This window comes from Paenarthrobacter ureafaciens (genome assembly GCF_004028095.1).
Classification (GTDB): domain Bacteria; phylum Actinomycetota; class Actinomycetes; order Actinomycetales; family Micrococcaceae; genus Arthrobacter; species Arthrobacter ureafaciens.
Genome location: NZ_SBHM01000006.1, coordinates 268625 through 291653, shown reverse-complemented (window position 1 = coordinate 291653; position 23029 = coordinate 268625). Strand labels below are relative to the sequence as shown.

The following is a 23029-nucleotide window of genomic DNA, read 5'->3' as shown; positions in this document are numbered from 1 at the left end:
GTGAGTTCTGCCCGCCTAGCCACTAGATTTAACGGCATGGCGGAATTCATTTACACGATGACCAAGGCCCGAAAGGCCGTTGGCGACAAACTTATTCTGGACGATGTCAGCATGTCGTTCTTCCCCGGTGCCAAGATTGGCGTCGTGGGCCCTAACGGTGCTGGCAAGTCCACCATCCTGAAGATCATGGCCGGACTGGACACCCCCTCCAACGGCGAGGCCCGCCTGAGCCCCGGCTACACCGTGGGCATCCTCCTGCAGGAACCGCCGCTGAACGAGGAAAAGACGGTCCTTGGGAACGTCCAGGAAGGCGTTGGCGAGATCTACGGCAAGATCCAGCGCTTCAACCAGATCTCTGAAGAGATGGCCAACCCTGACGCTGATTACGACACCCTCCTTGAGGAAATGGGCAAGCTGCAGGAAGCCATTGACGCCGCTGACGCGTGGGACATCGATTCCCAGCTGGAGCAGGCAATGGACGCGCTCCGGTGCCCGCCGGCGGACGCGGATGTGACCGTGCTTTCCGGTGGTGAGCGTCGCCGCGTGGCGTTGTGCAAGCTCCTGCTGCAGAAGCCTGACCTCCTGCTCCTTGACGAGCCCACCAACCACCTCGACGCCGAAAGTGTCCTGTGGCTTGAGCAGCACCTGTCCTCGTACCCGGGCGCAGTCCTGGCCGTCACCCACGACCGCTACTTCCTGGACCACGTAGCCGAGTGGATCGCTGAAGTCGACCGCGGCCACTTGTACCCGTACGAAGGCAACTACTCCACCTACCTGGAGAAGAAGAAAGCCCGTTTGGAAGTCCAGGGCAAGAAGGACGCCAAGCTGGCCAAGCGCCTCACGGAAGAGCTTGAGTGGGTCCGGTCCAACGCCAAGGGCCGCCAGACCAAGTCCAAGGCCCGTCTGGCCCGCTATGAGGAAATGGCTGCGGAAGCCGAGCGCACCCGGAAGCTGGACTTCGAGGAAATCCAGATCCCGCCGGGACCCCGCCTGGGCAATTTGGTGATTGAGGCCAAGAACCTCAAGAAGGGCTTCGACGATCGCGTCCTCATCGAGGATCTGTCCTTCTCGCTGCCCCGCAACGGCATCGTGGGCGTCATCGGCCCGAATGGCGTGGGTAAGTCCACCCTGTTCAAGACCATCGTCGGAATGGAGTCCCTCGACGGCGGCGAGCTGAAGATCGGCGATTCGGTCAAGATCTCCTACGTGGACCAGTCCCGTGGCGGCATTGACCCCAACAAGACCCTGTGGGAGGTCGTTTCCGACGGCCTGGACCACATCCAGGTCGGCCAGGTCGAGATGCCTTCGCGTGCCTACGTTTCCGCTTTCGGATTCAAGGGCCCGGACCAGCAGAAGAAGGCCGGCGTCCTCTCCGGTGGTGAGCGCAACCGCCTTAACCTGGCACTGACGCTGAAGCAGGGCGGAAACCTCCTGCTCCTCGACGAGCCCACCAACGACCTCGACGTCGAAACCCTGAGCAGCCTTGAGAACGCACTTCTGGACTTCCCTGGCTGTGCTGTTGTGGTCTCGCACGACCGCTGGTTCCTGGACCGGGTGGCAACCCACATCCTGGCCTACGAAGGCGATGACGAGAACCCCTCCAAGTGGTACTGGTTCGAGGGTAACTTCGAGTCCTACGAGGAAAACAAGGTGGAACGGCTCGGTCCTGACGCGGCAAAACCGCACCGAGTCACGCACCGCCGCCTGACCCGCGATTAATCGCAATCGCGACTAACCGCAAAATCGACTAAGCGTAATATCGACGAATGGCCGCCCCGAAAGGGACGGCCATTCGTCGTTGGTCACGGAATCCGGACCATGCCCTCCTGCGCGACTGTGGCGACGTGCAGTCCTTCCCGGTTGAAGATCCGCCCCGTGGCCAAGCCCCGGGCCCCTTGTGCACTGGGTGATTCCTGCACATAGAGCATCCATTCATCCACCCGCACCGGTCGGTGCCACCACATCGCGTGATCCAGGCTGGCCACGCTCATGCCCGGAGTCATCCACGCGAGGCCGTGCTTGCGCAGGATGGGTTCCAGCAAGGTGTAGTCGCTGGCGTACGCCAGGGCAGCACGGTGCAGGTTGGGATCGTCAGGGAGGGGGCCTATTGTTTTCATCCACACGGCATTAGTTGCCACGTGCCGGGTTGGCGCGGTGACGTAGAGTGCAGGGTCGACGTGCCGGACGTCGAACGGCCGCTCCGAGGACATGTGCCGTGCCAACGGGTGGTCGAAGGAGGACAGCAAATCCGCCGTGCTGGGCAATGACTCGGGATCCGGGATGCCTTCCGGCATGGCAGTCTGGTGATCCAACCCTTCGTCCGCAACTTGGAACGAGGCAATCATGGACAGGATCGGCACACCGTCCTGGTAAGCATGGACCCGCCGCGCGGAGAAGGAACGCCCGTCGCGCAACCGCTCGACTCCAAAGGTGATGGGCTTGTTGGCGTCCCCGGGACGGAGGAAGTAGCCGTGCATCGAATGGGCAACGCGGTCCGCGTCAACCGTGCGCATGCCGGCCATCATGGACTGTGCCAGGACCTGTCCGCCGAAGACGCGGTGCCTGGGCTGCCTTTGGGACGGGCCCAGGAAGATGTCCTCGTTGGTCCGTGCTCCGTCGAAGTCGCCCAGGTCCAGCAGGCCGATCAGTACTTCCATGGGGTCTTCTGCGGGTGCCTCCGCGTCCGGGTTGGCCTTCGTGTCAGTCATGGTTCGACTCTAGACGGCGCCCCAACCCCTCTCAACCGAAGACATGCCGGTAGAGTCGATGCTGTGACAGACGTCTTGACCCAGTCCTTCCGTTTCGCCGACCCCCACGATCTCAGCGACCTGCGGACCTACGTGACACGCGCCAAAACCATCGATGACGGCGCCATCCGCCTGCAGGCTGCCGGCAAGGTTCTGGCCGCCTATGTGTGCGTCCTCAGGCCGCGGATCCTGGGTGAATCCACCCCCACCATCCTCGGGTTGCGGACAATGGCCCTCGCCGAGGAAGCCCAGGCGGACGCCACCGTGACGCTTGCCTCCGTCCTGGATCGGCTGGCCCGCTCGCGTGCCGGGGACGTTGAGCTTCCCATCCCGCCGTCCACAGTGTCGGAGTCGTGGGCCGGCGTCGGGGCTCCGCGCTCCGGTTGGGAAGCCTTGGGCGCGATGGCCGACGTCGAACTTAAGGCCGCAGCCGAAGCCGGTATCGCCGAGGTGGCAGAGGCCGTACCCGCAGTGGCAGGCGCTGCCGTGGTCAACAGTGCCCGCGCCGCCGTCTGGAGCCGGCCCCTGCCGGGGCTTGAAGAGCTCCCGGCAGGGGTGGCCTTTGCCGCTTTTGCTTTGGGCTTCCTTGCTGGCGGAGAGCAGCAGGTATTCCGCAACGGCCGCTGGTTCCGGCTGAGCGGATCGCGCGGACACGTTCTGGTGAGGACGGCCGCCGGCCTCGGCTTCCGGAACTAGCAGCGACGAACCCAAGAACCGAAGAACGGAAGAACCGAAGAACTACTGTGCGGACGGACTGTTGACCATGGTCAACGCTGCTCGCTCCATGTAGTCCCACAGGGTTCCCTCGTGCAGGGGTGACAGGCCCAGCGAGTCCACGGCCGTACGCATGTGGAACAGCCAGCGGTCTTTCGCTTCCGGCGTTACACGGAAGGGCATGTGCCGCATCCTCAGCCTTGGATGGCCGCGTTCCTCGCTATAGGTGGTGGGGCCGCCCCAGTACTGCTCAAGGAACATGAGGAAGCGCCGCTTGGCGGGCCCGAGGTCCTCTTCGGGGTACATCGGCCGCAGCAGGGGATCCCCGGCCACACCGTCATAGAAGACGTCGATCAGCTTCACGAAGGTGTCGTGCCCGCCGACTGCCGCGTAGAAGCTGTCCGTGTAGGCAGGCTGGCTGAAGGGGTCGTTTTGCATCAGCTGGCGTCGCGGCCCGGCCTGCGGTGCGCCCGGTTGCCCGGAATTGGCATCATTCACTTGACTTCTCCTCAGGCTTTGCGGCCGTGCCTGCGGGGGCTCCGGCGCTCACTTTGGTTTCTCCGTCGTTGTCCGGCGAAGGCGTGTCGATGGGTACGTAGTCTCCTTGGGAGCGGTTGCCTACCCGGAGGATCTCGCCGTTGCGGAGGTACCAGATGGCTCCGTCCTCCGCCCGGACGCGGGTGATCCGCAGGCCGACGGATTCCACCGTGCCAATGACTTCGCTGGTGACGATCACGTCGCCAATGCCGTATTGGTCTTCGATGGTGATGAAGATGCCGGCGAGGAAGTCCCGGATGAGCTGTTGGGCACCAAAGCCGATGGCCACACCCAGGATGCCCACACTGGTCAGCAGGGGTGCGACGTCGACGTTCATGTACTTCAGGACGTAGATGATGACGATCACCACCACGATCACGCTCACCAGGCTGGTCAGCAGCGAGCCGATGGTTTGGGCCCGCTGCGAGCGGCGCTCATGGTCCAGTGCCCGGATGGCAGGTTGCACCCATTTGAAGTGCGGTTTCTTGAAGAGCGAACTGCCGGAGGCGACCCTTCGGGTGATGCGAAGGATGATGAAGCGTGCCACGGTCCATACCAGCAGGCCCACGCCTACGGTGATGAGGATTGAGACAACGTCGATTTTTTCCGGTTCGATCGTGAGGGTTTCCATCCAAGAGATGAAGGTCAAGGTGTATTGGCTCCTTGTCGTCGGCCCGTGTTCTCCCTGGGGTGAACACTCTGTCCACCATTAACCCTAGCGCCGTTGCGTGATCGCGCCGTAGCGTGGCCGCATGCGAATCCTCGTCCTGGGTGGTACGGCTTTCCTGTCCGCTGAAATCACGCGGCAAGCCCTCGCCGCCGGACATGAGGTCACCTGCGTGGCGCGCGGTACTTCCGCGGCAGTGCCCGACGGCGCCACCTGGGTCCGTGCGGATCGCGCCACTGGCGTGGCGGCCTTCACGGACCTCGACGGTCACTGGGATGAGGTCGTGGAGGTGGCCCGGGATCCCGTCTTCGCGAAGGCAGCCCTTGACGCCCTGGCCGGCCGGGCGGGGCATTGGACGTTCGTTTCGAGCTGCTCCGTCTATGCCGATCCGTCCGTTCCCGGCGCAGCAGAGGACGCCGGGTTGCTCCAACCCTTGCCGGAAGGAGAACACGGAACGCCGGAGACGTACGGCGAGTCAAAGTCAGCCATCGAGGAGATGACGCGCCGGGCAGCAGGGGAGAAGGCCCACATTCTCAGGCCCGGCCTGATCGGAGGTCCAGGGGATGCTTCGGACAGGTACGGTTATTGGCCCGCCCGGTTTGCCGCGAAGGCGGACCCCGTCCTGGTCCCGGACATACCGGACTCACCGACCCAGATCGTCGACGTCAGGGACGTTGCAGCCTGGGTTCTTTACGGTGCGGCCCGGGGACTGTCGGGAACCTTCAACGTTGTGGGGGAAGTGGTTCCCTTTGCGGGGTATATTGCTGCGTCACGGAGTGCGTCCGGGGCTACGGAAGAAGTTGTCCCCGTCAGCGAAGACTGGCTGGTGCAGCAGGGGATCGACTACTGGGCCGGCCCGGACTCGCTTCCCTTGTGGTTGCCGCCAGGGCACGAAGGGTTCCAAGCCCGGAGCAACGCAGCCGCCGTCGCGGCAGGCTTTGCGCTGCGGCCTTGGCAGGAAACGCTCAAGGACACCCTTGAGGACGAACGCAGCAGGGGCCTGGAGCGTGAACGCAGGGCGGGCCTGAGCCGCCTGACGGAACGAAGGCTGCTCTCCCGCTGGAAGGGCGGCCGTCCTGCCGGTGCGCGAAGCGGCGGGCCACCCGGCTAGGCAGCCGCCGTCGTCGTGGTTGGTTCGTGAAGCACGGGGAAATTGACGCTGCGCGCGATGAAGCAGACTTGGTTGGCTTCGTGGTGAAGCTGCGACATGAGGCTTTCATCAACGGCATCGGCGATGGTGACGCGGGGCTTGAGGGTTACCGACTCGAATTGCCCGCTGCCGTCCCGGTTGAGCTTCATGAGCCCCTCGGCATTGTCCTCGTATCCGGTGACCACCACACCGTGCTTGACCGCGACGTGCAGGAAGGACAACATGTGGCACTGGGCCAAGGCGGCCAGCAGCAGTTGCTCAGGGTTGTAGCGTGTCCGGTCACCGTGGAACGTGGGATCGGCTGAACCTTTCAACGTCGGTAGTCCGGGAATAACGACGTCGTGGTCCCGGGAGTAAGCCCGGTAGCCCGCCGTGCCGTCACCGCGGTTTCCGGTCCAGCGGACGGTCAACGCGTAATGGTGTTCATTCAGGCCCATGCGGACAGTCTAGCCAGCGCAGACTGTCCGCATGGGAGGAGGCGAACGGCTAGTCGACGTCGGCGGCCCGCGCGCGCAGGGCGCGTGCCACGGCGTCGCGGTTCTCCAGCATCATGCGCCTGAGTGCCGCGCTGTCTTCCGGCAATGCCGCCAGGAACTCGTCCGTCCGGTCGATGGTGGCCTGGGTGGTCAGCTGGGCGGGGTAGAGGCCCACCACGATTTGCTGGGCCAGCGCATGGGTCCGTTCCTTCACTATTCCAGGTACTGCCTGGAAGTACTTCTCCGCGAACGGTTCCAGCAACGCGGTGTCCGGAACACGGGTGAAGCCGGCAACGGCTGAGGACTGGAGTGCATTGGAGAGCTCGCCCTTGACCACGATCGACTCCCATGCAGCGTCCTTGGCCTCTGCCGTAGGGATCGCAGCCTTGGCGAGGGCTGCTGCGTTCTGGCCGTTGGAGGTGTTGTCCCGTTCGAGTTCTTCCTCGATCCGGTCCTGCCCGTGGCGGCCGCCGACTACCAGTGCTGTCAGCAGTTCCCACCGCATGTCCTGGTCCACAGTCAGGCCTTCCAGGGTTGACGTGCCGTCGAGGAGCGCCTGGATCCGGTCCAGTTGGGAGTCGCTGCGTGAGATCTGGGCGTAGGACTTCACGAACTGCAACTGGGCATCGGATCCGGCTTCCACGCTGGAAGCGAGCTCCCACAATCGGTCGGCGGCCCTGACTGCCGTTTCCTCCTTGTGCTCTGCGGCCACGTAGTACGTGAGGGTCGTGGCCAATTGGCGGAGCTGGACGAGGATCACCGACGAGTCCGTCTCGTGGGCGATGTTGGCCAGGATAAGGTCCACGTAGCCGCGGGCGGGAGTCTCGCCGTCGCGGGCCGCATCCCACGCCGAACCCCACACCAAGGTGCGGGGAAGGCTTGAGGTGAAGTCCTTCAGGTGGGCCTTCGCGGTGGCGAGCGACGCCGGGTCAAGCCTTACCTTGGCGTAGGCGAGATCGTCATCGTTGAGGAGGACAAGGTCGGGCCGCGTCTTGCCCACCAGGGCGGGGACGTCCGTGCGGGGGCCGTCGACGTCGAGCTCTTCGCGGTGGACGCGCTCAAGCTTGCCGTCGACGACGTCGTAGAAGCCCACCGCCAGGCGGTGCGGGCGGATGGTGGGCTGTTCGGCGATGGCGGTCTGAAAAATGGCAAATCCGGTGATGACGCCGTTTTCGTCAACGGTGACCTCGGGGGCGAGCGTGTTCACGCCCGCAGTCTCAAGCCACAACCCGCCCCACTGGTCCAGGTCACGGCCGCTGGCGGCTTCGAGCTCCTGCATGAGGTCCGAAAGCTCCGTGTTGCCCCAGGCATGCTTGGCAAAGTAGGTCCGGACCCCGGCCATGAACTGTTCCGGGCCCACCCAGGCCACCAGTTGGCGCAGCACTGAAGCGCCTTTGGCGTAGGTGATGCCGTCGAAGTTGACCTCCACGTCCTGGAGGCTGTTGATGTCCGCGAAGATGGGGTGCGTTGTGGGCAGTTGGTCCTGGCGGTAAGCCCAGGACTTCTCCACGGAGGCGAACGTGGTCCACGCGTGGTCGAACTCAGTGTTCTCCACCGCCGCGAGGTGGGACATGTATTCGGCAAAGGACTCGTTCAGCCAGAGGTCGTTCCACCAGCGCATGGTGACGAGGTCCCCGAACCACATGTGGGCCAGTTCGTGCAGGACGGTGATAGCACGGCGTTCCACTTGGGCGCCGGTAACCTTGCCGCGGAAAACGTAGCCTTCGAGGATGGTGACGGCACCGGCGTTTTCCATGGCACCGGCGTTGAACTCCGGCACGAAGAGCTGATCGTACTTTTCGAACGGGTACGGGCAGCCGAACTGCGCCTCGAAGAATTCGAAGCCCTGCCGGGTCAGCTCGAAGATGTTGTCGGCGTCGAGGTACTGCATGAGGGACTTCCGGGCGAATACTCCCAGCGGGACCACCCGGCCGTCCGAACTTGTCACTTCCGAGCGTACGGATTGGTACGGGCCGGCGATCAGTGCGGTGACGTACGACGAGAGCCGGGGGGTGGGGGCGAACTTCCACACTGAGCGTGCGCCGCCGTCGTCCCCGGCCTCAATGGGTTCCGGGGCAGGCGTGGGGGAGTTGGAGACCACGTCCCAGTGTGACGGAGCCGTCACGGTGAAAGTGAAGCTTGCCTTCAGGTCGGGCTGTTCAAAGACGGCGAACATGCGCCGGGAGTCGGGTACTTCAAACTGCGTATAGAGGTATACCTCGCCGTCCACGGGGTCCACGAAGCGGTGCAGGCCCTCGCCGGTGTTCATGTAGGGAGCATCGGCAACAATGACGAGTTCGTTGTCTTCGGCGAGGTCGGGGAGCTGGATCCGGACGCCGTCGGAGACGACCGCCGGGTCAAGTTCCGTGCCGTTCAGGGTGACGCTGTGGACGGTGTCGGTAATGGCATCGATGAAGGTCGAGGCTCCGGCGCGGGCCGAGAAACGGACTGTGGTGGTGGAGCCGAAGACGGTCGGCCCCTTGGTCAGGTCCAGGGTGACGTTGTACGACTCGACGTTGAGGAGTTCAGCGCGGCTCGCGGCTTCCCCGCGCGTGAGATTAAGGCCTGGCAAATGTGCCTCCGGAAGTTGGACTGGGCGGCCGGTCGGTTCTCCCGCCGCTGGTGTGAAGTCATTCTTTCACTCTCTGCCGCGATCGCAAGGGATGCCCATGCGGTGTCGTGGAGTGCACTCCCTGCATGTCGTTGCTCCGGAGTAGTTTGGAACCATGGGAACGTTCCGCGACTCTCTTGACACCCGCGCCTTGCGGTTTGCGCTGTTTTTTCCGCTACTGCTGGCCATCGGCTTCGTTGTTTGCGCCCAGATGTTGAGGAACAGCCTCCCGGACCCGGTGGCTGTCATGTGGAATGCCGACGGCGGAAGCGCTTTTGCGCCCTTCGGCGCCTATGTTGCCGGCGGCGCAGCCATGATCACCTTGTTTGGCTGGCTCGCCTTCATGCAGGCGGTTCCGCTCTCCCGGCCCGTTGTCATGCGCCGGGTCATGATGGGGCTGGGCCTCATGGTCAGTCTCTTCGTCACCACGGTCCTCGCTGCCGGGCTGGTCGGCCAGTCGGGGATCGGGGAGGCCCGGCTGTCGCATGTGGACCCGATCGTCCTGGCTATGGGAAGCGGCGCGGCCCTGGCCCTGGGTGTCGTCATGATGTTCGCCTTCAAGCCCGATGCCCGCTGGACCCCTGAGGACGACCAGGCCCTGGAAACCGAACGGATGCTGCTTGCCGATCCGGACCTGACCCGGGACACCCTCCGGATCTGGGTCCACGCCCGCAGTTCAGTGTTCATCATGATCATCGTTTCTGCCCTGTTCCCGGCAGCCCTGATTGCCGTGGCGCTGCCTTGGCTCGGAGCCCTGGTGGCCGCCGTGGCGCTACTGGGTGCGGGCTTCCTTTTCGCCCGTGTCCGTGCGGACAGGGGAGGACTTCGGGTGCTGGCCGGCGGACTCGTCCCGGTGCTGAGGGTTCCCGCCGTCGATATTGCCGCAGCGGCACCCGCCGACGTCAAAGCTGCCGACTACGGCGGCTGGGGCCTTCGGCACCACGACGACGCGACCGCGATGCTGGTGAGCAGCGGGCCCGCCGTCGTCGTCAGGAAACTCAACGGAGGCCGGGTGGCCCTGAGCGCCGGAACGGCGGCAACAGCTGATACGTTGGCCGGAATCCTCAACCGGGCCGCTGCCCGGGCCCATGACGACGGGCAGCCCCAATGAAGCCGGTCACGGTAATCTAGGTAAGCATCCCTCCCCGCCGCGCCTGGCCCGGGCTGTGCACCTGCCCAGCGGCTTACCGGCGCTCCACAAAGAACGGACTACAGTGACTACTCCCCGCGTCCATATCGCTACGGACCACGCAGGCATGGAACTCAGCGCACACCTGGTCAGCTACCTCACGGCCAAGGGCTATGAGGTTGTGGACCACGGGCCCAAGGAATATGACGCCCTGGACGACTACCCGTCGTTCTGCATCAATGCCGGGGAAGCCGTCGTTGCCGACCAGGCAGCCGGAGTCCATGCGCTGGGCATCGTGCTGGGCGGATCGGGCAACGGCGAACAGATTGCCGCCAACAAGGTCAAGGGAGTCCGCGCGGCCTTGGCATGGAACCTCGCCACCGCCAAGCTTGCTCGTGAGCACAACGACGCGAACGTCGTGGCTGTCGGCGGCCGGCAGCACAGCGTCGACGAAGCCACCGAAATCATCGAAGCGTTCCTGCAGGAACCGTTCAGCAATGACGAGCGCCATGTCCGCCGCATTGGGAAGATCGCCGTGTACGAGACCACGGGCGAGATCGTCGAGTAGTGCCTGAAGGTCATTCCATCCACCGGCTGGCCCGCCAGTTCCAGGATGTCTTCGTCGGCCGGCGCCTTCATGTCAGCAGTCCGCAGGGACGCTTCACCGAAGGCGCCGCGCTGTTGGACGGACACGTGCCGGTGGAGGCGCTCGCCCACGGAAAGCAGCTGTTCCTGGCCTTCGACCACGGGCTCTACCTCCACGTCCACCTGGGCTTATACGGTGCGTGGAGCTTCGGCGGAGACAGTTCCTTTACGGGCGCTTCGAGCATCGGAGCACCGCGCAGGATCGGTGAGCGTGAATCCGGGCCTGCCGGTGAGGACGCGGAATACTCCGGGCCGCCGGAACCGGTAGGGGCCGTGCGCGTCCGCCTCGTGTCTGACCATGGCTGGGCCGATCTCCGAGGGGCGACCACCTGCGCGGTCGTGACGTCCGATGAGGCGGCCAAGGTACTTGACCGCCTGGGGCCGGATCCCCTCCGTAACCTGCCGGGGGACCGCGATGAGTTCATCCGCCGGCTGCGCAAGCGGAAGACCGCCGTCGCGCTCCTGATGATGGACCAGTCCGTCCTCGCGGGAGTCGGAAACATCTACCGGGCGGAAGTCCTCTTCCGGCAGGCCGTGGATCCCTGGACGCCCGGAGCGGCCGTGGATGCCGAAACTGCCGGCCGCCTCTGGGACGATGCCGTGACCACCATGTCCGACGGCGTCCGCGACGGCAGGATTGTGACGACGCCCCCGGACCTATGGACCGAAGGGGCACCCCTGGTGCCCGACGCCGACGCCCACTTTGTCTATAAGCGGCACGGATTGCCCTGCCGGGCGTGCGGGACAATCGTGGGCATGGCGGAAATAGGAGCCCGCAAACTCTATTGGTGCCCGGGCTGCCAGGTCTGAGCTTCGCCGCCGGGCCTGAGCCTCCGGGAACGATGGTCCGGCACAACGCAAGAAGGCCTCCGATCCTGGGATCGGAGGCCTTCTTCCATGGAGGGGACGACGGGAATCGAACCCGCGTAATCAGTTTGGAAGACTGAGGCTTTACCATTAAGCTACGTCCCCAGAAGGATTCCCTGTTCAGGGCTTCTTTCCGGTTGGCTGTTCAAGCCGGATATAACTAAACCTAATTCGGGCGGCGCTGTCAAATGTGCATTCGCGGCGCTCTTGCCCGTAGACTGTCCTGTGCATTCGGGGTGTAGCTCAGCTTGGCTAGAGCGCCTGCTTTGGGAGCAGGAAGTCGCAGGTTCAAATCCTGTCACCCCGACTCTGTGTTTCGCATTCGTTTCCTCGAGTGCGGCAGAACCCCATACCCACCAATTCAGGAGTACTTAGACTGTGAAGAGCGCTGTCGAGAACCTCACCGCAACGCGGGTCAAGCTCAATGTTGAGGTTCCCTTTGAGGAACTGAAGCCGAGCATCGATGCCGCGTACAAGACCGTTGCTTCGCAGATCCAGGTGCCCGGATTCCGCAAGGGCAAGGTTCCTTCCAAGCTCATCGACCAGCGCGTCGGCCGCGGCTACGTTCTGGAGACGGCTATCAACGACGGCCTCAATGGCTGGTACCAGGCCGCTGTCCAGGAAACCGGAGTGCGCCCGCTGAGCCGTCCCGAGGTCGAAATCACCGAGGTTCCGGATCCGTCCGCTACCGACGGCGAACTCAAGTTCCAGGTCGAGGTTGACGTCCGTCCCGAGATCGAACTGCCCGACTACGCCGGCATCAAGGTAGAGGTTGCTGCAGCCGAGTCCTCCGACGCTGACGTTGACAAGGCCCTGGATGAACTCCGTGGCCGCTTCGGCACCCTCAAGTCCGTTGAGCGCCCGGCGCAGAACGATGACTTCCTCACCATCGACATCACCGCCTCGATTGACGGCGAAGAGATCGATTCCGCTTCGGGCCTGTCCTACCAGGTTGGTTCCGCCACCATGCTCGAAGGCCTGGACGAGGCTGTTTCCGGTCTCTCCGCCGACGAGGAAGCGATCTTCGACACCACCCTCGTTGGTGGCGAGCACGCCGGCGAAGCCGCCCAGGTCAAGGTAGTAGTCAAGGCCGTCAAGGAGCGCGAGCTTCCCGAGGCAAACGATGACTTCGCACAGCTGGCATCCGAATTCGACACCCTGGCTGAACTCCGCGAGGACCTCGCCAAGCAGGCCGCTGAGTCCAAGGTTGTTGGCCAGGGCGTAGAAGCCCGCGACAAGGTCCTGGACAAGCTCGTCGAGCTGGTTGAGGTTCCCGTCCCGGCATCCGTCGTCGAAGAGCAGGTCGAGGCCCACTTCACCCAGGAAAACTCCCACGGCGAAGGCGACCACGACACCGAGGAGCACCGCGCTGAGGTGAAGGCAAACACTGAGCGCGCCTTCCAGAACGAGGTCATCCTCGACGCCATTGCGGACAAGGAAGAAGTCAACGTCAGCCAGAACGAGCTGATCGACTACATCGTCACCACCGCCAGCCAGTACGGCATGGACCCCAACCAGTTCGCCCAGATCATCGATCAGAGCGGCCAGGTCCCCATGATGGTTTCCGAGGTTCGCCGCCGCAAGGCACTGGCAGTAGTGCTTGGCCAGGCCGAGGTTGTGGACTCCGAAGGCAACAAGGTTGACCTGACCGACTTCGTGCGCCCTGCCGGTGAAGTTGCCGCTGAAGAAACTGCAGAGGCCGAGGCTGAAGCAGAGACCGTCTCCAGCGACGACCCCGCAGCAGTGAAGTTCTGATACGGCTTCAACCGGCCCCGGATCCTTGGATCCGGGGCCGGTTCGCTTTAAGGGCAGAACACAAGGCCGGGGCCCTCCCGTGCGCCGTCAGCGAACAGTGCGATTCCGGCGAACAAAACGCCGGCCAAAGCGGTTAGTGTCCAATGTAGTGAAGTTCAGTGAGGTCACTGGCACCAGCGAGAGGTAAGTACTTATGTCACAGCAATCAGAGGCTCCCCGGATGGCAACTGTCGATCCCGCGGCCCAGGACAACTACATCTACAACCGCCTGCTGAAAGAGCGCATCATCTGGCTCGGCTCCGAGGTCCGCGATGAGAACGCCAACGCCATCTGCTCACAGCTTCTCCTCCTCTCGGCAGAAGACCCGGAGAAGGACATCTACCTTTACATCAACTCCCCGGGTGGCTCGGTGACCGCCGGCATGGCCATCTACGACACCATGCAGTTCATCCCGAACGACGTCGTCACGGTCGCAACCGGCCTTGCCGCGTCCATGGGCCAGTTCCTGCTTTCCTCGGGCACCAAGGGCAAGCGCTACGCCACCCCCAACGCCCGCATCCTCATGCACCAGCCTTCCGGCGGAATCGGCGGCACGGCGTCGGACATCAAGATCCAGGCTGAGCTGATCCTCCACATGAAGAAGGTCATGGCCGAACTGACGGCTGAGCAGACGGGACAGACTGTCGAAACCATCCTCAAGGACAACGACCGCGACAAGTGGTTCACGGCCACCGAGGCACTGGAATACGGCTTCTTCGACAAGATCTCGGCGCACGCCGGTTCCGTGGCCGGAGGCGGCGGAACGGCAAACCAGTCGGATTCCAACAACAACTAGCCGGCATTAGAACCACTGAAACCAGGAGCAATTGACATGAACTACAACTTCGGATGGTCTGCCGGCAATCTTCCTACCAGCCGCTACGTCCTGCCCCAGTTCGAAGAGCGCACGCCCTACGGCTTCAAGCGCCAAGACCCGTACACTAAGCTCTTCGAGGACCGGATCATCTTCCTCGGCGTGCAGGTTGATGACGCATCGGCCGATGACATCATGGCCCAGTTGCTGGTCCTTGAGTCCACCGACCCGGACCGCGACATCACGCTGTACATCAACTCGCCCGGCGGTTCGTTCACGGCCATGACGGCTATCTACGACACCATGCAGTACATCCGGCCGGAGATCCAGACGGTCTGCCTTGGCCAGGCTGCCAGTGCCGCAGCTGTGTTGCTGGCGGCCGGCACGCCGGGCAAGAGGCTGGCCCTTCCGAACGCCCGCGTGCTGATCCACCAGCCGGCGCTCTCCGGTGGCCAAGGCGGCCAGGCATCCGACCTGGAAATCCAGGCAGCGGAGGTCATGCGTATGCGTACCTGGTTGGAAGACACCCTGGCCCAGCACTCCGGTCGGACCTCCGAGCAGGTCAACAACGACATCGAGCGGGACAAGATCCTTACCGCCGAGGAAGCCCGGGCCTACGGCCTGATTGACCAGGTCCTGGATTCCCGGAAGATCAAGCCCCAGGCTATCGCCCGGTAGCACACGGAAATCGACGCCGGTGCGGTTCGCGAAATATGGACCGCACCGGCGTTCTGTTTCCACGCAAGCGGCACATTGTGACCTAGAGTGGAAGAAGTCACGGTGGTGCCAACCGCGGCAAGGCCGCACACTTGAGTACGGCGCGGAGCCGCATCACCCGTATGCAACGAAGGGATTCCCACATGGCTCGGATTGGCGAGAGCACGGATCTGCTGAAGTGTTCTTTCTGCGGAAAGAGCCAAAAGCAGGTTCGGAAGCTGATTGCCGGGCCCGGCGTGTACATCTGCGACGAGTGCATCGAGCTCTGCAACGAGATCATCGAGGAAGAGCTGGCTGAAGTTTCGGACTTGGGCAGCTTTGAACTCCCCAAGCCCCGGGAGATCTTCGATTTCCTCCAGGAGTACGTCATTGGCCAGGAACCGGCCAAGCGTTCCCTTGCCGTGGCTGTCTACAACCATTACAAGCGGATCCAGGCAGGCCACGCCCCCAAGAGCGGCAGCCTTGGCGACGGCGCCCACCACGAGGACGTGGAGATCGCCAAGTCCAACATCCTGCTCATCGGCCCCACGGGCTGCGGCAAGACGTACCTGGCCCAGACCCTGGCCCGCCGCCTTAATGTCCCCTTTGCCGTTGCCGACGCCACGGCCCTGACCGAGGCCGGGTATGTTGGCGAGGACGTTGAGAACATCCTGCTCAAGCTCATCCAGGCTGCGGATTACGACGTCAAAAAGGCTGAGCAGGGAATCATCTACATCGACGAGATCGATAAAATCTCCCGCAAGAGCGAGAACCCTTCGATTACCCGCGATGTGTCCGGCGAGGGCGTGCAGCAGGCACTGCTGAAGATCCTTGAAGGCACCGTGGCCTCGGTTCCGCCCCAGGGCGGTCGCAAACATCCGCACCAGGAATTCATCCAGATCGACACCACGAACGTCCTTTTCATCGTGGCCGGTGCTTTTGCCGGGCTGGAGGACATCATCGGTTCGCGGTCCGGACGCAAGGGCATAGGCTTCGGAGCCCAGCTCAACGAGGTCCGGGACAACGTGGACTCCTACGGGGAGGTCATGCCTGAGGACCTGCTGAAGTTCGGCCTCATCCCTGAGTTCATTGGTCGCCTTCCCGTCATCACCACGGTGTCCAACCTGGACAGGCCGGCATTGATCCAGATCCTGTCCACGCCCAAGAACGCCTTGGTCAAGCAGTACCAAAAGATGTTCCAGCTCGACGGTGTGGAGCTGCAGTTCGACGACGACGCCTTGGATGCGATTGCGGACCAGGCGTTGGAGCGCGGGACGGGAGCCCGCGGACTGCGGGCCATCATGGAAGAAGTCCTGCTTCCCGTCATGTTCGATCTCCCCAGCCGCGACGACATCGCCACGGTGGTCATCACCGCCGATGTCGTGGCCAAGAAGGCGCAGCCGACCATGATCGCCCACGACGTCGTGGCCAAGCGCCGGAATAAGTCGGCGTAAGCGCCGGTTGCAGCCCACAGGAGGTTGATCCTCCGCATCTCACGTTTCCGCGTGCCGTTTTCACCCTTCCGAGGAGTTTCCTGTGCCTGAAAAGACATCGACAGATCAAGCAGTCAACAAAGCCGACTTCTGGTTCGACCCCGCATGCCCTTTCGCTTGGATCACCTCCCGCTGGATCGGCGAGGTTGAACAGGTCCGCGGCATCGAGACCGAATGGCACGTCATGAGCCTCTCCGTGCTGAACGAAGGCCGCGATCTGCCGGAAGACTACCGGGCGCTGATGGATCAGAGCTGGGGTCCTGTGCGGGTGATCATCGCTGCGCAGGAACTCCATGGCAGTGAATACGTCAAGCCCCTCTACGACGCCATGGGCGAAGAAATCCACCATGAGGGCAACAAGGACCGCCCGTCCGTGATCCGTAAAGCCCTGGCAGAAGTGGGCCTACCGGCGGAACTGGCCCGCTTTGCCGATTCCGACGAATACGATGCCCAACTGCGGGCCAGCCACGAGGCCGGGATATCACTGGTGGGCCAGGACGTGGGAACGCCTGTGGTTGCCTTCAATGGGACGGCATTCTTCGGCCCGGTACTGACCCGGATTCCCCGCGGCGAAGATGCGGGCAAGCTCTGGGACGCCACGGTGGCCTTGGCTGGTTTCCCACATTTCTTCGAGCTCAAGCGGAGCCGCACTGAAAGTCCTGAATTCAACTAGCTCACGGTTGACCAGCCACCCCCGGCTACTTCAGGAACCGTGAGGTCCTCCTGTCGGCAAGGATCTTGCCGTTGGTCTGGCAGGTAGCGCAATACTGCAGGGAGGTGTCCGCGAAGGACACCTCCCTTACTGCGTCCCCGCACACGGGGCAGGGCTGGCCGGTCCTGGCATGAACCCGGAAGTTGCTTCGCTTGGTGTCCTTCAATTCGCTCGACGGCTTGCCGGAGGCAGCGGTCACCGCACTCACCAGGACCTCCTGCATGGCGTCGTAGAGCCTGGAAATGTGCTCCTCGTCCAAGGACTTGGCGATGGCGAAAGGTGAGATCTTCGCGGCGTGCAGGATCTCGTCGCTGTAAGCATTGCCTATTCCCGCAATGACACTTTGGCTGCGCAGCAGGCCCTTGATTTGCTGGGAACTGGACCGGACGATCGCCGCCAGGGCGTCGACGTCGAAATCCGGGCTGAGCGGTTCCGGCCCCAGGCTGGCGATGCCTGGAACGTCCTGCGGATCACGGACCACGTATATTGCGAGGCTCTTCTTGGTTCCGGCCTCCGTCAGGTCCAACCCGATGTGGGTGTCATCTGCTGGCCGGTGGAACAGCAAGCGCGCAGCGATGTTGCTCTTGCCCATGCGCAGGGCTGCAGATGACGGGTGCTCGGTGTAGCGGACCCATCCGGCCTTGGCCAAATGAAACACGAAGAACATGCCGCCGGCGTCGAGGCACACGAATTTGCCGAACCGTTGGACGCCTTCGATCGTGCGGCCCTCAAGGGCGTAATACGGAGGATCCGCAGTCTTGAGCGCGGCAATGGAGTTGATGCGCACGCCCGTCAGTTCGGCTCCGCGAAGTTGGGTGTCCAGGTAGGTGCACAGGCCGTGCACTTCGGGCAGTTCCGGCATGGCATAACTCTGCCACAAACACTGTGGAAATGATCCCGGCAGCGAGTCTGGAACGATCCCGGAAACTACAATCCTGTAGTTCCCGCGAAGGCCTTGCGCAAGCCCAAACGCGGGACAACAATAGTTCTTACCAACTTCGAAAGAAGCTGGACACGGAAACCGAAGATTCAGTGATTGCGACCAACGCAGCCTTTGGCAAAGTTGGAAACAAGCTACCAGTGACGTGGTAGGACGACCTGAAATTCCAAGGATTCCGCCAGACTGTCAAGCCGTCACCGGACAGCCGAAAAGTCGAAGCCCCACCAACGGCAAAACGCTGATGGGGCTTCCCCTTTGCCCGAAAACTGCTGGGCTGCAACCGGCTACGACGCCGCTGCCTGTTTACGTGGCCGGCGCTTCTTCCGGCTGGGCCAGGACAACGTCGCTGACAGCCAGGTCGCCTTCACCCGACTGGAGGCTGATCTCCTGGGCGTTGGCGGCGGCCTTCAGGTCGCCCAAACCGGCCTTCAGCTGTGCAATAAGCATCTCGTTGGCCGTGATCGAGGCTGAAAGCACCTCGGTGCGCTGCTTGACCTTGGCCTCGGACTTGGCCTTGCGGATGCCGCTGAGCGCCAAGCCGACCGTGCCCAGCATGGTGGTGTCGCCGTCGGCGATTTCCAAGGCTGCCGGCCAGGCTGCGCGGTGAACCGAACCGGTCCGCCACCAGCTCCACACCTCTTCGGTGGCGAAGGGCAGGAAGGGGGCGAAGAGGCGCAGGAGGGAATCGAGCGTGGTTGCCAGGGCCGCCAAAACGGAGGCCTGCTCTGCGTCGCCGGCCGCTCCGTACGCGCGGTCCTTGATGAGCTCGACGTAGTCGTCCGTGAACTGCCAGAAGAACGATTCGGTGATCTGGAGGGCGCGGGCGTAGTCGTAGTTGTCGAACGCCTTGGTGGACTGGGCCACCACGTCGGCGAGCTGCGCCAGGAGCGCCCGGTCCAAGGGGTTGGTCAGGACCGAGAGATCGGAGGAGACCACGGAGTTCTCGGTCGCTCCCAAATTGAGGACGAATTTGGAGGCGTTGAGCAGCTTGATGGCCAGGCGGCGCCCGATCTTCATCTGGGCGATCTCGTAGGCGGTGTCCGCGCCGAGCTTTGCGGAAGCGGCCCAGTAGCGCACGGCATCGGAGCCGTATTCGTTGAGCACATCGGTGGGTACCACCACGTTGCCCTTGGACTTGGACATCTTCTTCCGGTCCGGGTCGAGGATCCATCCGGAAATGGCGGCGTGCTTCCACGGTGCGCTCTTCTGCAGGGCATCGGCCCGGACAGCGGAGGAGAAGAGCCAGGTGCGGATGATGTCGTGGCCCTGGGGGCGGAGGTCGAACGGGTAGACCTTGGAGAAAAGGTCCTCGTCCCGGCTCCAGCCGCCAACGATCTGCGGGGTGAGCGAAGAAGTGGCCCAAGTATCCAGGACGTCCGCGTCACCGGTGAAGCCGCCCGGCTGGTCGCGCTGCGACTCGTCGTAACCCGGGGCGGCGTCGGCGGCAGGATCCACGGGAAGGATGTCGTCGGAGGGCAGGACCGGGTTGTCATAGTCCGGGTTGCCCTGGGCATCCAGCGGGTACCACACAGGGATGGGCACGCCGAAGAACCGCTGGCGCGAGACCAGCCAGTCGCCGTTCAAGCCGGCAATCCAGTTCTCGTACCGGGAACGCATGAAGGACGGGTGGAAGTTGATTTCCTGGCCGCGGGCGATCAGGCGTTCGCGGCGGTCCTCGTCGCGGCCGCCGTTGCGGATGTACCACTGGCGTGAGGTGACGACCTCAAGGGGTTTGTCGCCCTTTTCGAAGAAGTTCACGGGGTGGGTGATCTTCTTGGGCTCGCCGTCCAGGAGGTCCGCGGCCTTCAGGAGTTCCACGACGGCTTCCTTCGCGGAGAACGCCGTCTTGCCGGCAATGGCGGCGTAGGCTTCCTTGCCTGCCTCGGTGGTGATCCACTCGGGGGTTTCGGCAATGATGCGGCCATCGCGGCCCATGATGGCCCGGGTGGGCAGCTGCAGCTCGCGCCACCACGTGACATCGGTGAGGTCGCCGAAGGTGCAGACCATGGCGATGCCCGAGCCCTTGTCAGCCTTGGCGAGGGGGTGGGCCTTGACTTCGAGCTCGACGTCGAACAGCGGAGACGTGACCGTCTTGCCGAAGTAGGGCTGGTAGCGCTCGTCGTCGGGGTTCGCCACCAACGCGGCGCAGGCGGCCAGGAGTTCGGGACGGGTGGTCTCGATGAAGATCTTTTCCCCGTCCTCGGTGAAGAAGGGGTAACGGTAATAGGCGCCCGGGACTTCCCGGTCCTCGAGCTCGGCCTGGGCCACAGCCGTGCGGAAGGTGACATCCCACAGCGTAGGGGCTTCTGCCATGTAGGCGTCACCGGCGGCGAGGTTCGCGAGGAAGGCACGCTGGGATACGGCGCGGGAGGTGTCGTCGATGGTCCGGTAGGTCAGGTTCCAGTCAACGGACAGGCCAAGGGTCTGGAAAAGGTTCTCGAAGACTTTCTCGTCCTCGACGGCGAGTTCCTCGCACAGTTCGATGAAGTTCTGGCGGGAAACGACGTCGAAATCGCGCTGGTTCTTGGCCGGCTGGGCAGGTGGCCGGTAATCGGCGTTGTAGGGGATGGCGGGATCGCAACGCACACCGTAGTAGTTCTGGACGCGGCGCTCCGTAGGCAGGCCGTTGTCATCCCAGCCCATGGGGTAGAAGACGTTCTTGCCCGTCATGCGCATGTAGCGGGCCTGGACGTCCGTCTGGGTGAAGGAGAACATGTGTCCCACGTGCAGCGAGCCGGATGCGGTGGGCGGGGGAGTGTCGATCGAGTAGACCTGCTCCCGGGTGGTGTCCGGGTTGAACTTGTAGGTTCCTTCCGCGAGCCAGCGCTGCGTCAAGGCAGCCTCCAGGCCTTCAAGGGCCGGCTTGTCGGGAACGTTGATCGGGGCGGTGGCGGGCGTGTCTGTACCCTGCGTTGATTCAGCCATGGCTCAATTGTTTCATGGTCCGCCGTTACAGTTTGCCTTCGGCTGCGGCGGGATCGCTCTGTAGGGTGGTCCCATGACTTCGGCAGCACAGACGCAGAACAAAACCGCAGTAGTAACGGGCGCCAGCACGGGCATCGGGGAGGCCACGGTGCGGACCCTCGCCGCCGATGGCTGGAAGGTCTTCGCCGTGGCCCGCCGCGCCCAACGCCTCGAGGCGCTGGCCGCCGAAACAGGGGCAGTGCCGTTCGCTGCCGATGTCACCAGTGACGACGACGTCGCGGCCCTCCTTGCGGCCGTGGCTGACACCGGGGGAGCAGGCACGCTCATCAACATCGCCGGGGGCGCCCGCGGGGCCGACACCATTGCCAACGCCAGCACAGAGGACTGGGAATGGATGTACCAGGTCAACGTGCTGGGAACCATGAAGATCACCAGGGCCTTCCTGCCCATGCTCCGGGCCACGGGCGAGGGCACTGTCCTCAACCTGACGTCCACCGCGGGGCTTTCGGCCTACGAAGGCGGCGCCGGCTACAACGCAGCCAAGTTCGCCCAACACGCCATGACCAATGCTTTGCGGCTTGAAGAAGTGGCGAACAACGTCCGGGTCATCGAGGTAGCGCCCGGCCTGGTCCAGACCGAGGAATTCGCCTTGAACCGCCTGGGGGACAAGGACGCGGCGGCCAAGGTCTACGCCGGAGTGGAGAAGCCGTTGACGGCGGCGGACGTAGCGGACGTCGTGAAGTACGCGGTATCCCTGCCCCACCACATCAACCTTGACCACATCACCGTCCGCCCGGTGGCCCAGGCCGCCAACCACAAGCTCATCCGCAAAGAGAACTAGCTGAGCCGGGCTGCGCTACCCGGCAGGGACCTGCAGCGTAGCCACAATGGCAGCGTGATCCGTCCCCGCAACCCTGTGCACTGCGTAGCCGGTGCTGCTGATCTGTGGAGTAGTGACCACGTGGTCCAGGACGATGCCGGGCAGGGCCGGGCCTTCCATGGGCCACGTGGGGGAAAGACGACCCCACGACGCCACACCCGCATCCACCAAGGTTGACCCGTCACGTCCGGAAGCCAGGAAGTCGCGGAATTCCCGGTGATCGTACGTGGCGTTGAAGTCACCCATGAAAACCTGCCGGCCCGCAGCTCCGGCTTGCCGGGCGGCCGCCTCGAGGTCGCTTCGCCACTGTGCCAGCCGCTCGTCCACAGGCGGCAGGGTATGGACACTCGTGAGGGTGAAAGCTGCCCTGAGTCCGTCCAGGCGCGCGTCTACCCTCACCACTGGCATGTGGAAGGGTGAGTCCGGCAAGCGGCCGGCGTACTCAAGGGGAAACACCGAGTACACGGCGTTCCCAGCGGCGTCGTCGGTTGGATCGCTGACCAAGTGCGGCAAAGCCCTGGGCAGCCCGGCCTGCTCAAGCCGGTCCTGCAAGGCTTGCGAGAACTCCTGCACTGCCAGCACCTGGACGGATTTCTCCCGGACCAGGCGAACCACCTCATCCGCATCAGCCTGGCCGAACTCCGAGTTGAGCGTCATGACCGTCACCGGAACCGCCTGCCGTCCCTCCGGAATGGCTTCCGGACGGCCGTAGTCCAACGGAAACAGCCAGAACAATTGAACCGCCAGCACAACCGCCGTCGTGAGCACCGCCCAAGCCCGCCGGCCGGCCACAGCAAGCATCAGCGCCAGCCCCGCCGGCACCACAAGCCACGGCGTGAACGCCACCAACTGAACAACCAGTAACGGCCACTCTGCCGGGACAGCACGGAAAACCGACAGAACCACCACTGGCAACACCAACAGCAGCGCCAATACCGTCCAAACACGCGGCGCCCCCGGCCGCCGGGAACGGACAACCGGCAGGGCAGCAGCTTCAGTCATGCGGTCGAGTCTATGCAGCGGCTCCGGCAAACACGGTCCTCCCAAGGGATGAACCTTCAAGTGGAGCATGGGGCTTCGCTGCCGCTAGACTGATGGAAGCAGCTTTGACCCGGCCATCACCGGTGAGCTTCCGGAAGAACGGCACTGCAAGCCCCACAGCCAACAGTGCCCAGTAGAACCGGACGGGTAAGCCCGTCACAGCAGTAATGAGCGGCCGGGAAATCATTTCC

General features: G+C 63.7%; 20 protein-coding genes and 2 tRNA genes. 13 read left to right on the top strand and 9 right to left on the bottom strand.

The genetic code is table 11. The features are described from left to right. Positions 1-36: 36 nt before the first annotated feature. Positions 37-1719, top strand: coding sequence for an energy-dependent translational throttle protein EttA (gene ettA, locus AUR_RS02420; RefSeq protein ID WP_031215996.1), 1683 nt, complete (start codon positions 37-39; stop codon positions 1717-1719). 83 nt (positions 1720-1802) lie between these two features. On the opposite strand, the gene AUR_RS02415 is transcribed toward ettA, so the two are convergent. Continuing rightward, positions 1803-2708 carry an acyl-CoA thioesterase gene (locus AUR_RS02415; RefSeq protein WP_021470711.1) on the bottom strand — a complete coding sequence of 302 codons (906 nt, stop codon included), beginning with the start codon at positions 2706-2708 and terminating at the stop codon, positions 1803-1805. Between the two features lie 63 nt (positions 2709-2771). On the opposite strand from AUR_RS02415, the gene AUR_RS02410 reads away from it, so the two are divergent. After that, a complete protein-coding gene (locus AUR_RS02410) occupies positions 2772-3443 on the top strand; it encodes a DUF8185 domain-containing protein (RefSeq protein WP_021470710.1) in 672 nt (223 codons plus the stop codon). A 42-nt stretch (positions 3444-3485) separates the two neighbouring features. Here the strand turns inward: AUR_RS02410 and AUR_RS02405 are convergent, their stop codons facing one another. Then, a complete protein-coding gene (locus AUR_RS02405; RefSeq protein WP_082038915.1) occupies positions 3486-3899 on the bottom strand; it encodes a globin in 414 nt (137 codons plus the stop codon). 52 nt (positions 3900-3951) lie between these two features. Continuing rightward, entirely contained in the window at positions 3952-4629 is a 678-nt protein-coding gene (locus tag AUR_RS02400) for a mechanosensitive ion channel family protein (protein WP_079941275.1), read from the bottom strand. Between the two features lie 121 nt (positions 4630-4750). Between AUR_RS02400 and AUR_RS02395 the strand changes: the two genes are divergently transcribed. Beyond that, positions 4751-5776, top strand: coding sequence for an NAD-dependent epimerase/dehydratase family protein (locus AUR_RS02395; RefSeq protein ID WP_062096997.1), 1026 nt, complete (start codon positions 4751-4753; stop codon positions 5774-5776). Here AUR_RS02395 and AUR_RS02390 read toward each other — a convergent pair. Beyond that, positions 5773-6252: an OsmC family protein gene (locus tag AUR_RS02390; RefSeq protein WP_021470706.1), complete on the bottom strand. Its 480-nt coding sequence runs from the start codon at positions 6250-6252 to the stop codon at positions 5773-5775. The two genes, AUR_RS02395 and AUR_RS02390, sit on opposite strands and share 4 nt — an antisense overlap. Positions 6253-6301: 49 nt before the next feature. Further along, complete coding sequence (gene pepN / locus AUR_RS02385) at positions 6302-8863, bottom strand: aminopeptidase N (protein WP_021470705.1); 2562 nt, start codon at positions 8861-8863, stop codon at positions 6302-6304. A gap of 154 nt (positions 8864-9017) precedes the next feature. Between pepN and AUR_RS02380 the strand changes: the two genes are divergently transcribed. From AUR_RS02380 to AUR_RS02370, 3 genes are all read left to right on the top strand, one after another. Then, a complete protein-coding gene (locus AUR_RS02380) occupies positions 9018-10013 on the top strand; it encodes a hypothetical protein (protein ID WP_062096996.1) in 996 nt (331 codons plus the stop codon). Between the two features lie 103 nt (positions 10014-10116). After that, a complete protein-coding gene (locus tag AUR_RS02375; RefSeq protein ID WP_031215995.1) occupies positions 10117-10599 on the top strand; it encodes a ribose-5-phosphate isomerase in 483 nt (160 codons plus the stop codon). Beyond that, positions 10599-11486: an Fpg/Nei family DNA glycosylase gene (locus AUR_RS02370; RefSeq protein ID WP_021470702.1), complete on the top strand. Its 888-nt coding sequence runs from the start codon at positions 10599-10601 to the stop codon at positions 11484-11486. The genes AUR_RS02375 and AUR_RS02370 overlap by 1 nt, the downstream gene beginning before the upstream one ends. A gap of 88 nt (positions 11487-11574) precedes the next feature. Here the strand turns inward: AUR_RS02370 and AUR_RS02365 are convergent. Beyond that, positions 11575-11648: transfer RNA gene (locus tag AUR_RS02365), tRNA-Gly, on the bottom strand. Between the two features lie 127 nt (positions 11649-11775). Here AUR_RS02365 and AUR_RS02360 point away from each other — a divergent pair. From AUR_RS02360 to AUR_RS02335, 6 genes are all read left to right on the top strand, one after another. Next, a tRNA-Pro gene (locus tag AUR_RS02360) sits at positions 11776-11850 on the top strand. 71 nt (positions 11851-11921) lie between these two features. Next, the gene (gene tig, locus AUR_RS02355) at positions 11922-13298 is read left to right on the top strand and encodes a trigger factor (RefSeq protein ID WP_021470701.1); all 1377 of its coding nucleotides are present in this window, start codon (positions 11922-11924) and stop codon (positions 13296-13298) included. A 220-nt stretch (positions 13299-13518) separates the two neighbouring features. Then, a complete protein-coding gene (locus AUR_RS02350) occupies positions 13519-14133 on the top strand; it encodes an ATP-dependent Clp protease proteolytic subunit (RefSeq protein ID WP_021470700.1) in 615 nt (204 codons plus the stop codon). Between the two features lie 36 nt (positions 14134-14169). Further along, on the top strand, positions 14170-14829 hold the full coding sequence (locus AUR_RS02345; RefSeq protein WP_021470699.1) for an ATP-dependent Clp protease proteolytic subunit: 660 nt from the start codon (positions 14170-14172) through the stop codon (positions 14827-14829). 182 nt (positions 14830-15011) lie between these two features. After that, on the top strand, positions 15012-16301 hold the full coding sequence (clpX, locus tag AUR_RS02340) for an ATP-dependent Clp protease ATP-binding subunit ClpX (protein WP_021470698.1): 1290 nt from the start codon (positions 15012-15014) through the stop codon (positions 16299-16301). Positions 16302-16383: 82 nt separating this feature from the next. Further along, positions 16384-17013, top strand: coding sequence for a mycothiol-dependent nitroreductase Rv2466c family protein (locus tag AUR_RS02335; protein WP_021470697.1), 630 nt, complete (start codon positions 16384-16386; stop codon positions 17011-17013). Positions 17014-17038: 25 nt separating this feature from the next. Here the strand turns inward: AUR_RS02335 and AUR_RS02330 are convergent, their stop codons facing one another. Both AUR_RS02330 and valS read right to left on the bottom strand, forming a co-directional pair. Beyond that, the gene (locus AUR_RS02330; RefSeq protein WP_021470696.1) at positions 17039-17914 is read right to left on the bottom strand and encodes an Fpg/Nei family DNA glycosylase; all 876 of its coding nucleotides are present in this window, start codon (positions 17912-17914) and stop codon (positions 17039-17041) included. Between the two features lie 381 nt (positions 17915-18295). Then, positions 18296-20917 carry a valine--tRNA ligase gene (valS, locus tag AUR_RS02325; RefSeq protein ID WP_021470695.1) on the bottom strand — a complete coding sequence of 874 codons (2622 nt, stop codon included), beginning with the start codon at positions 20915-20917 and terminating at the stop codon, positions 18296-18298. Between the two features lie 73 nt (positions 20918-20990). On the opposite strand from valS, the gene AUR_RS02320 reads away from it, so the two are divergent. Beyond that, positions 20991-21758: an SDR family oxidoreductase gene (locus tag AUR_RS02320; RefSeq protein ID WP_062096995.1), complete on the top strand. Its 768-nt coding sequence runs from the start codon at positions 20991-20993 to the stop codon at positions 21756-21758. A gap of 15 nt (positions 21759-21773) precedes the next feature. Here the strand turns inward: AUR_RS02320 and AUR_RS02315 are convergent, their stop codons facing one another. After that, the gene (locus AUR_RS02315; RefSeq protein ID WP_062096993.1) at positions 21774-22799 is read right to left on the bottom strand and encodes an endonuclease/exonuclease/phosphatase family protein; all 1026 of its coding nucleotides are present in this window, start codon (positions 22797-22799) and stop codon (positions 21774-21776) included. Between the last annotated feature and the right edge of the window lie 230 nt (positions 22800-23029).

Bases quoted from the DNA above. Each gene is read 5' to 3' on its own strand.
- ettA (WP_031215996.1), top strand. From the start codon at position 37: ATGGCGGAATTCATTTACACGATGACCAAGGCCCGAAAGGCCGTTGGC.
- AUR_RS02415 (WP_021470711.1), bottom strand. From the start codon at position 2,708: ATGACTGACACGAAGGCCAACCCGGACGCGGAGGCACCCGCAGAAGAC.
- AUR_RS02405 (WP_082038915.1), bottom strand. From the start codon at position 3,899: ATGCAAAACGACCCCTTCAGCCAGCCTGCCTACACGGACAGCTTCTAC.
- AUR_RS02400 (WP_079941275.1), bottom strand. From the start codon at position 4,629: ATGGAAACCCTCACGATCGAACCGGAAAAAATCGACGTTGTCTCAATC.
- AUR_RS02395 (WP_062096997.1), top strand. From the start codon at position 4,751: ATGCGAATCCTCGTCCTGGGTGGTACGGCTTTCCTGTCCGCTGAAATC.
- AUR_RS02390 (WP_021470706.1), bottom strand. From the start codon at position 6,252: ATGGGCCTGAATGAACACCATTACGCGTTGACCGTCCGCTGGACCGGA.
- AUR_RS02380 (WP_062096996.1), top strand. From the start codon at position 9,018: ATGGGAACGTTCCGCGACTCTCTTGACACCCGCGCCTTGCGGTTTGCG.
- AUR_RS02350 (WP_021470700.1), top strand. From the start codon at position 13,519: ATGGCAACTGTCGATCCCGCGGCCCAGGACAACTACATCTACAACCGC.
- AUR_RS02345 (WP_021470699.1), top strand. From the start codon at position 14,170: ATGAACTACAACTTCGGATGGTCTGCCGGCAATCTTCCTACCAGCCGC.
- clpX (WP_021470698.1), top strand. From the start codon at position 15,012: ATGGCTCGGATTGGCGAGAGCACGGATCTGCTGAAGTGTTCTTTCTGC.
- AUR_RS02330 (WP_021470696.1), bottom strand. From the start codon at position 17,914: ATGCCGGAACTGCCCGAAGTGCACGGCCTGTGCACCTACCTGGACACC.
- valS (WP_021470695.1), bottom strand. From the start codon at position 20,917: ATGGCTGAATCAACGCAGGGTACAGACACGCCCGCCACCGCCCCGATC.
- AUR_RS02320 (WP_062096995.1), top strand. From the start codon at position 20,991: ATGACTTCGGCAGCACAGACGCAGAACAAAACCGCAGTAGTAACGGGC.
- AUR_RS02315 (WP_062096993.1), bottom strand. From the start codon at position 22,799: ATGACTGAAGCTGCTGCCCTGCCGGTTGTCCGTTCCCGGCGGCCGGGG.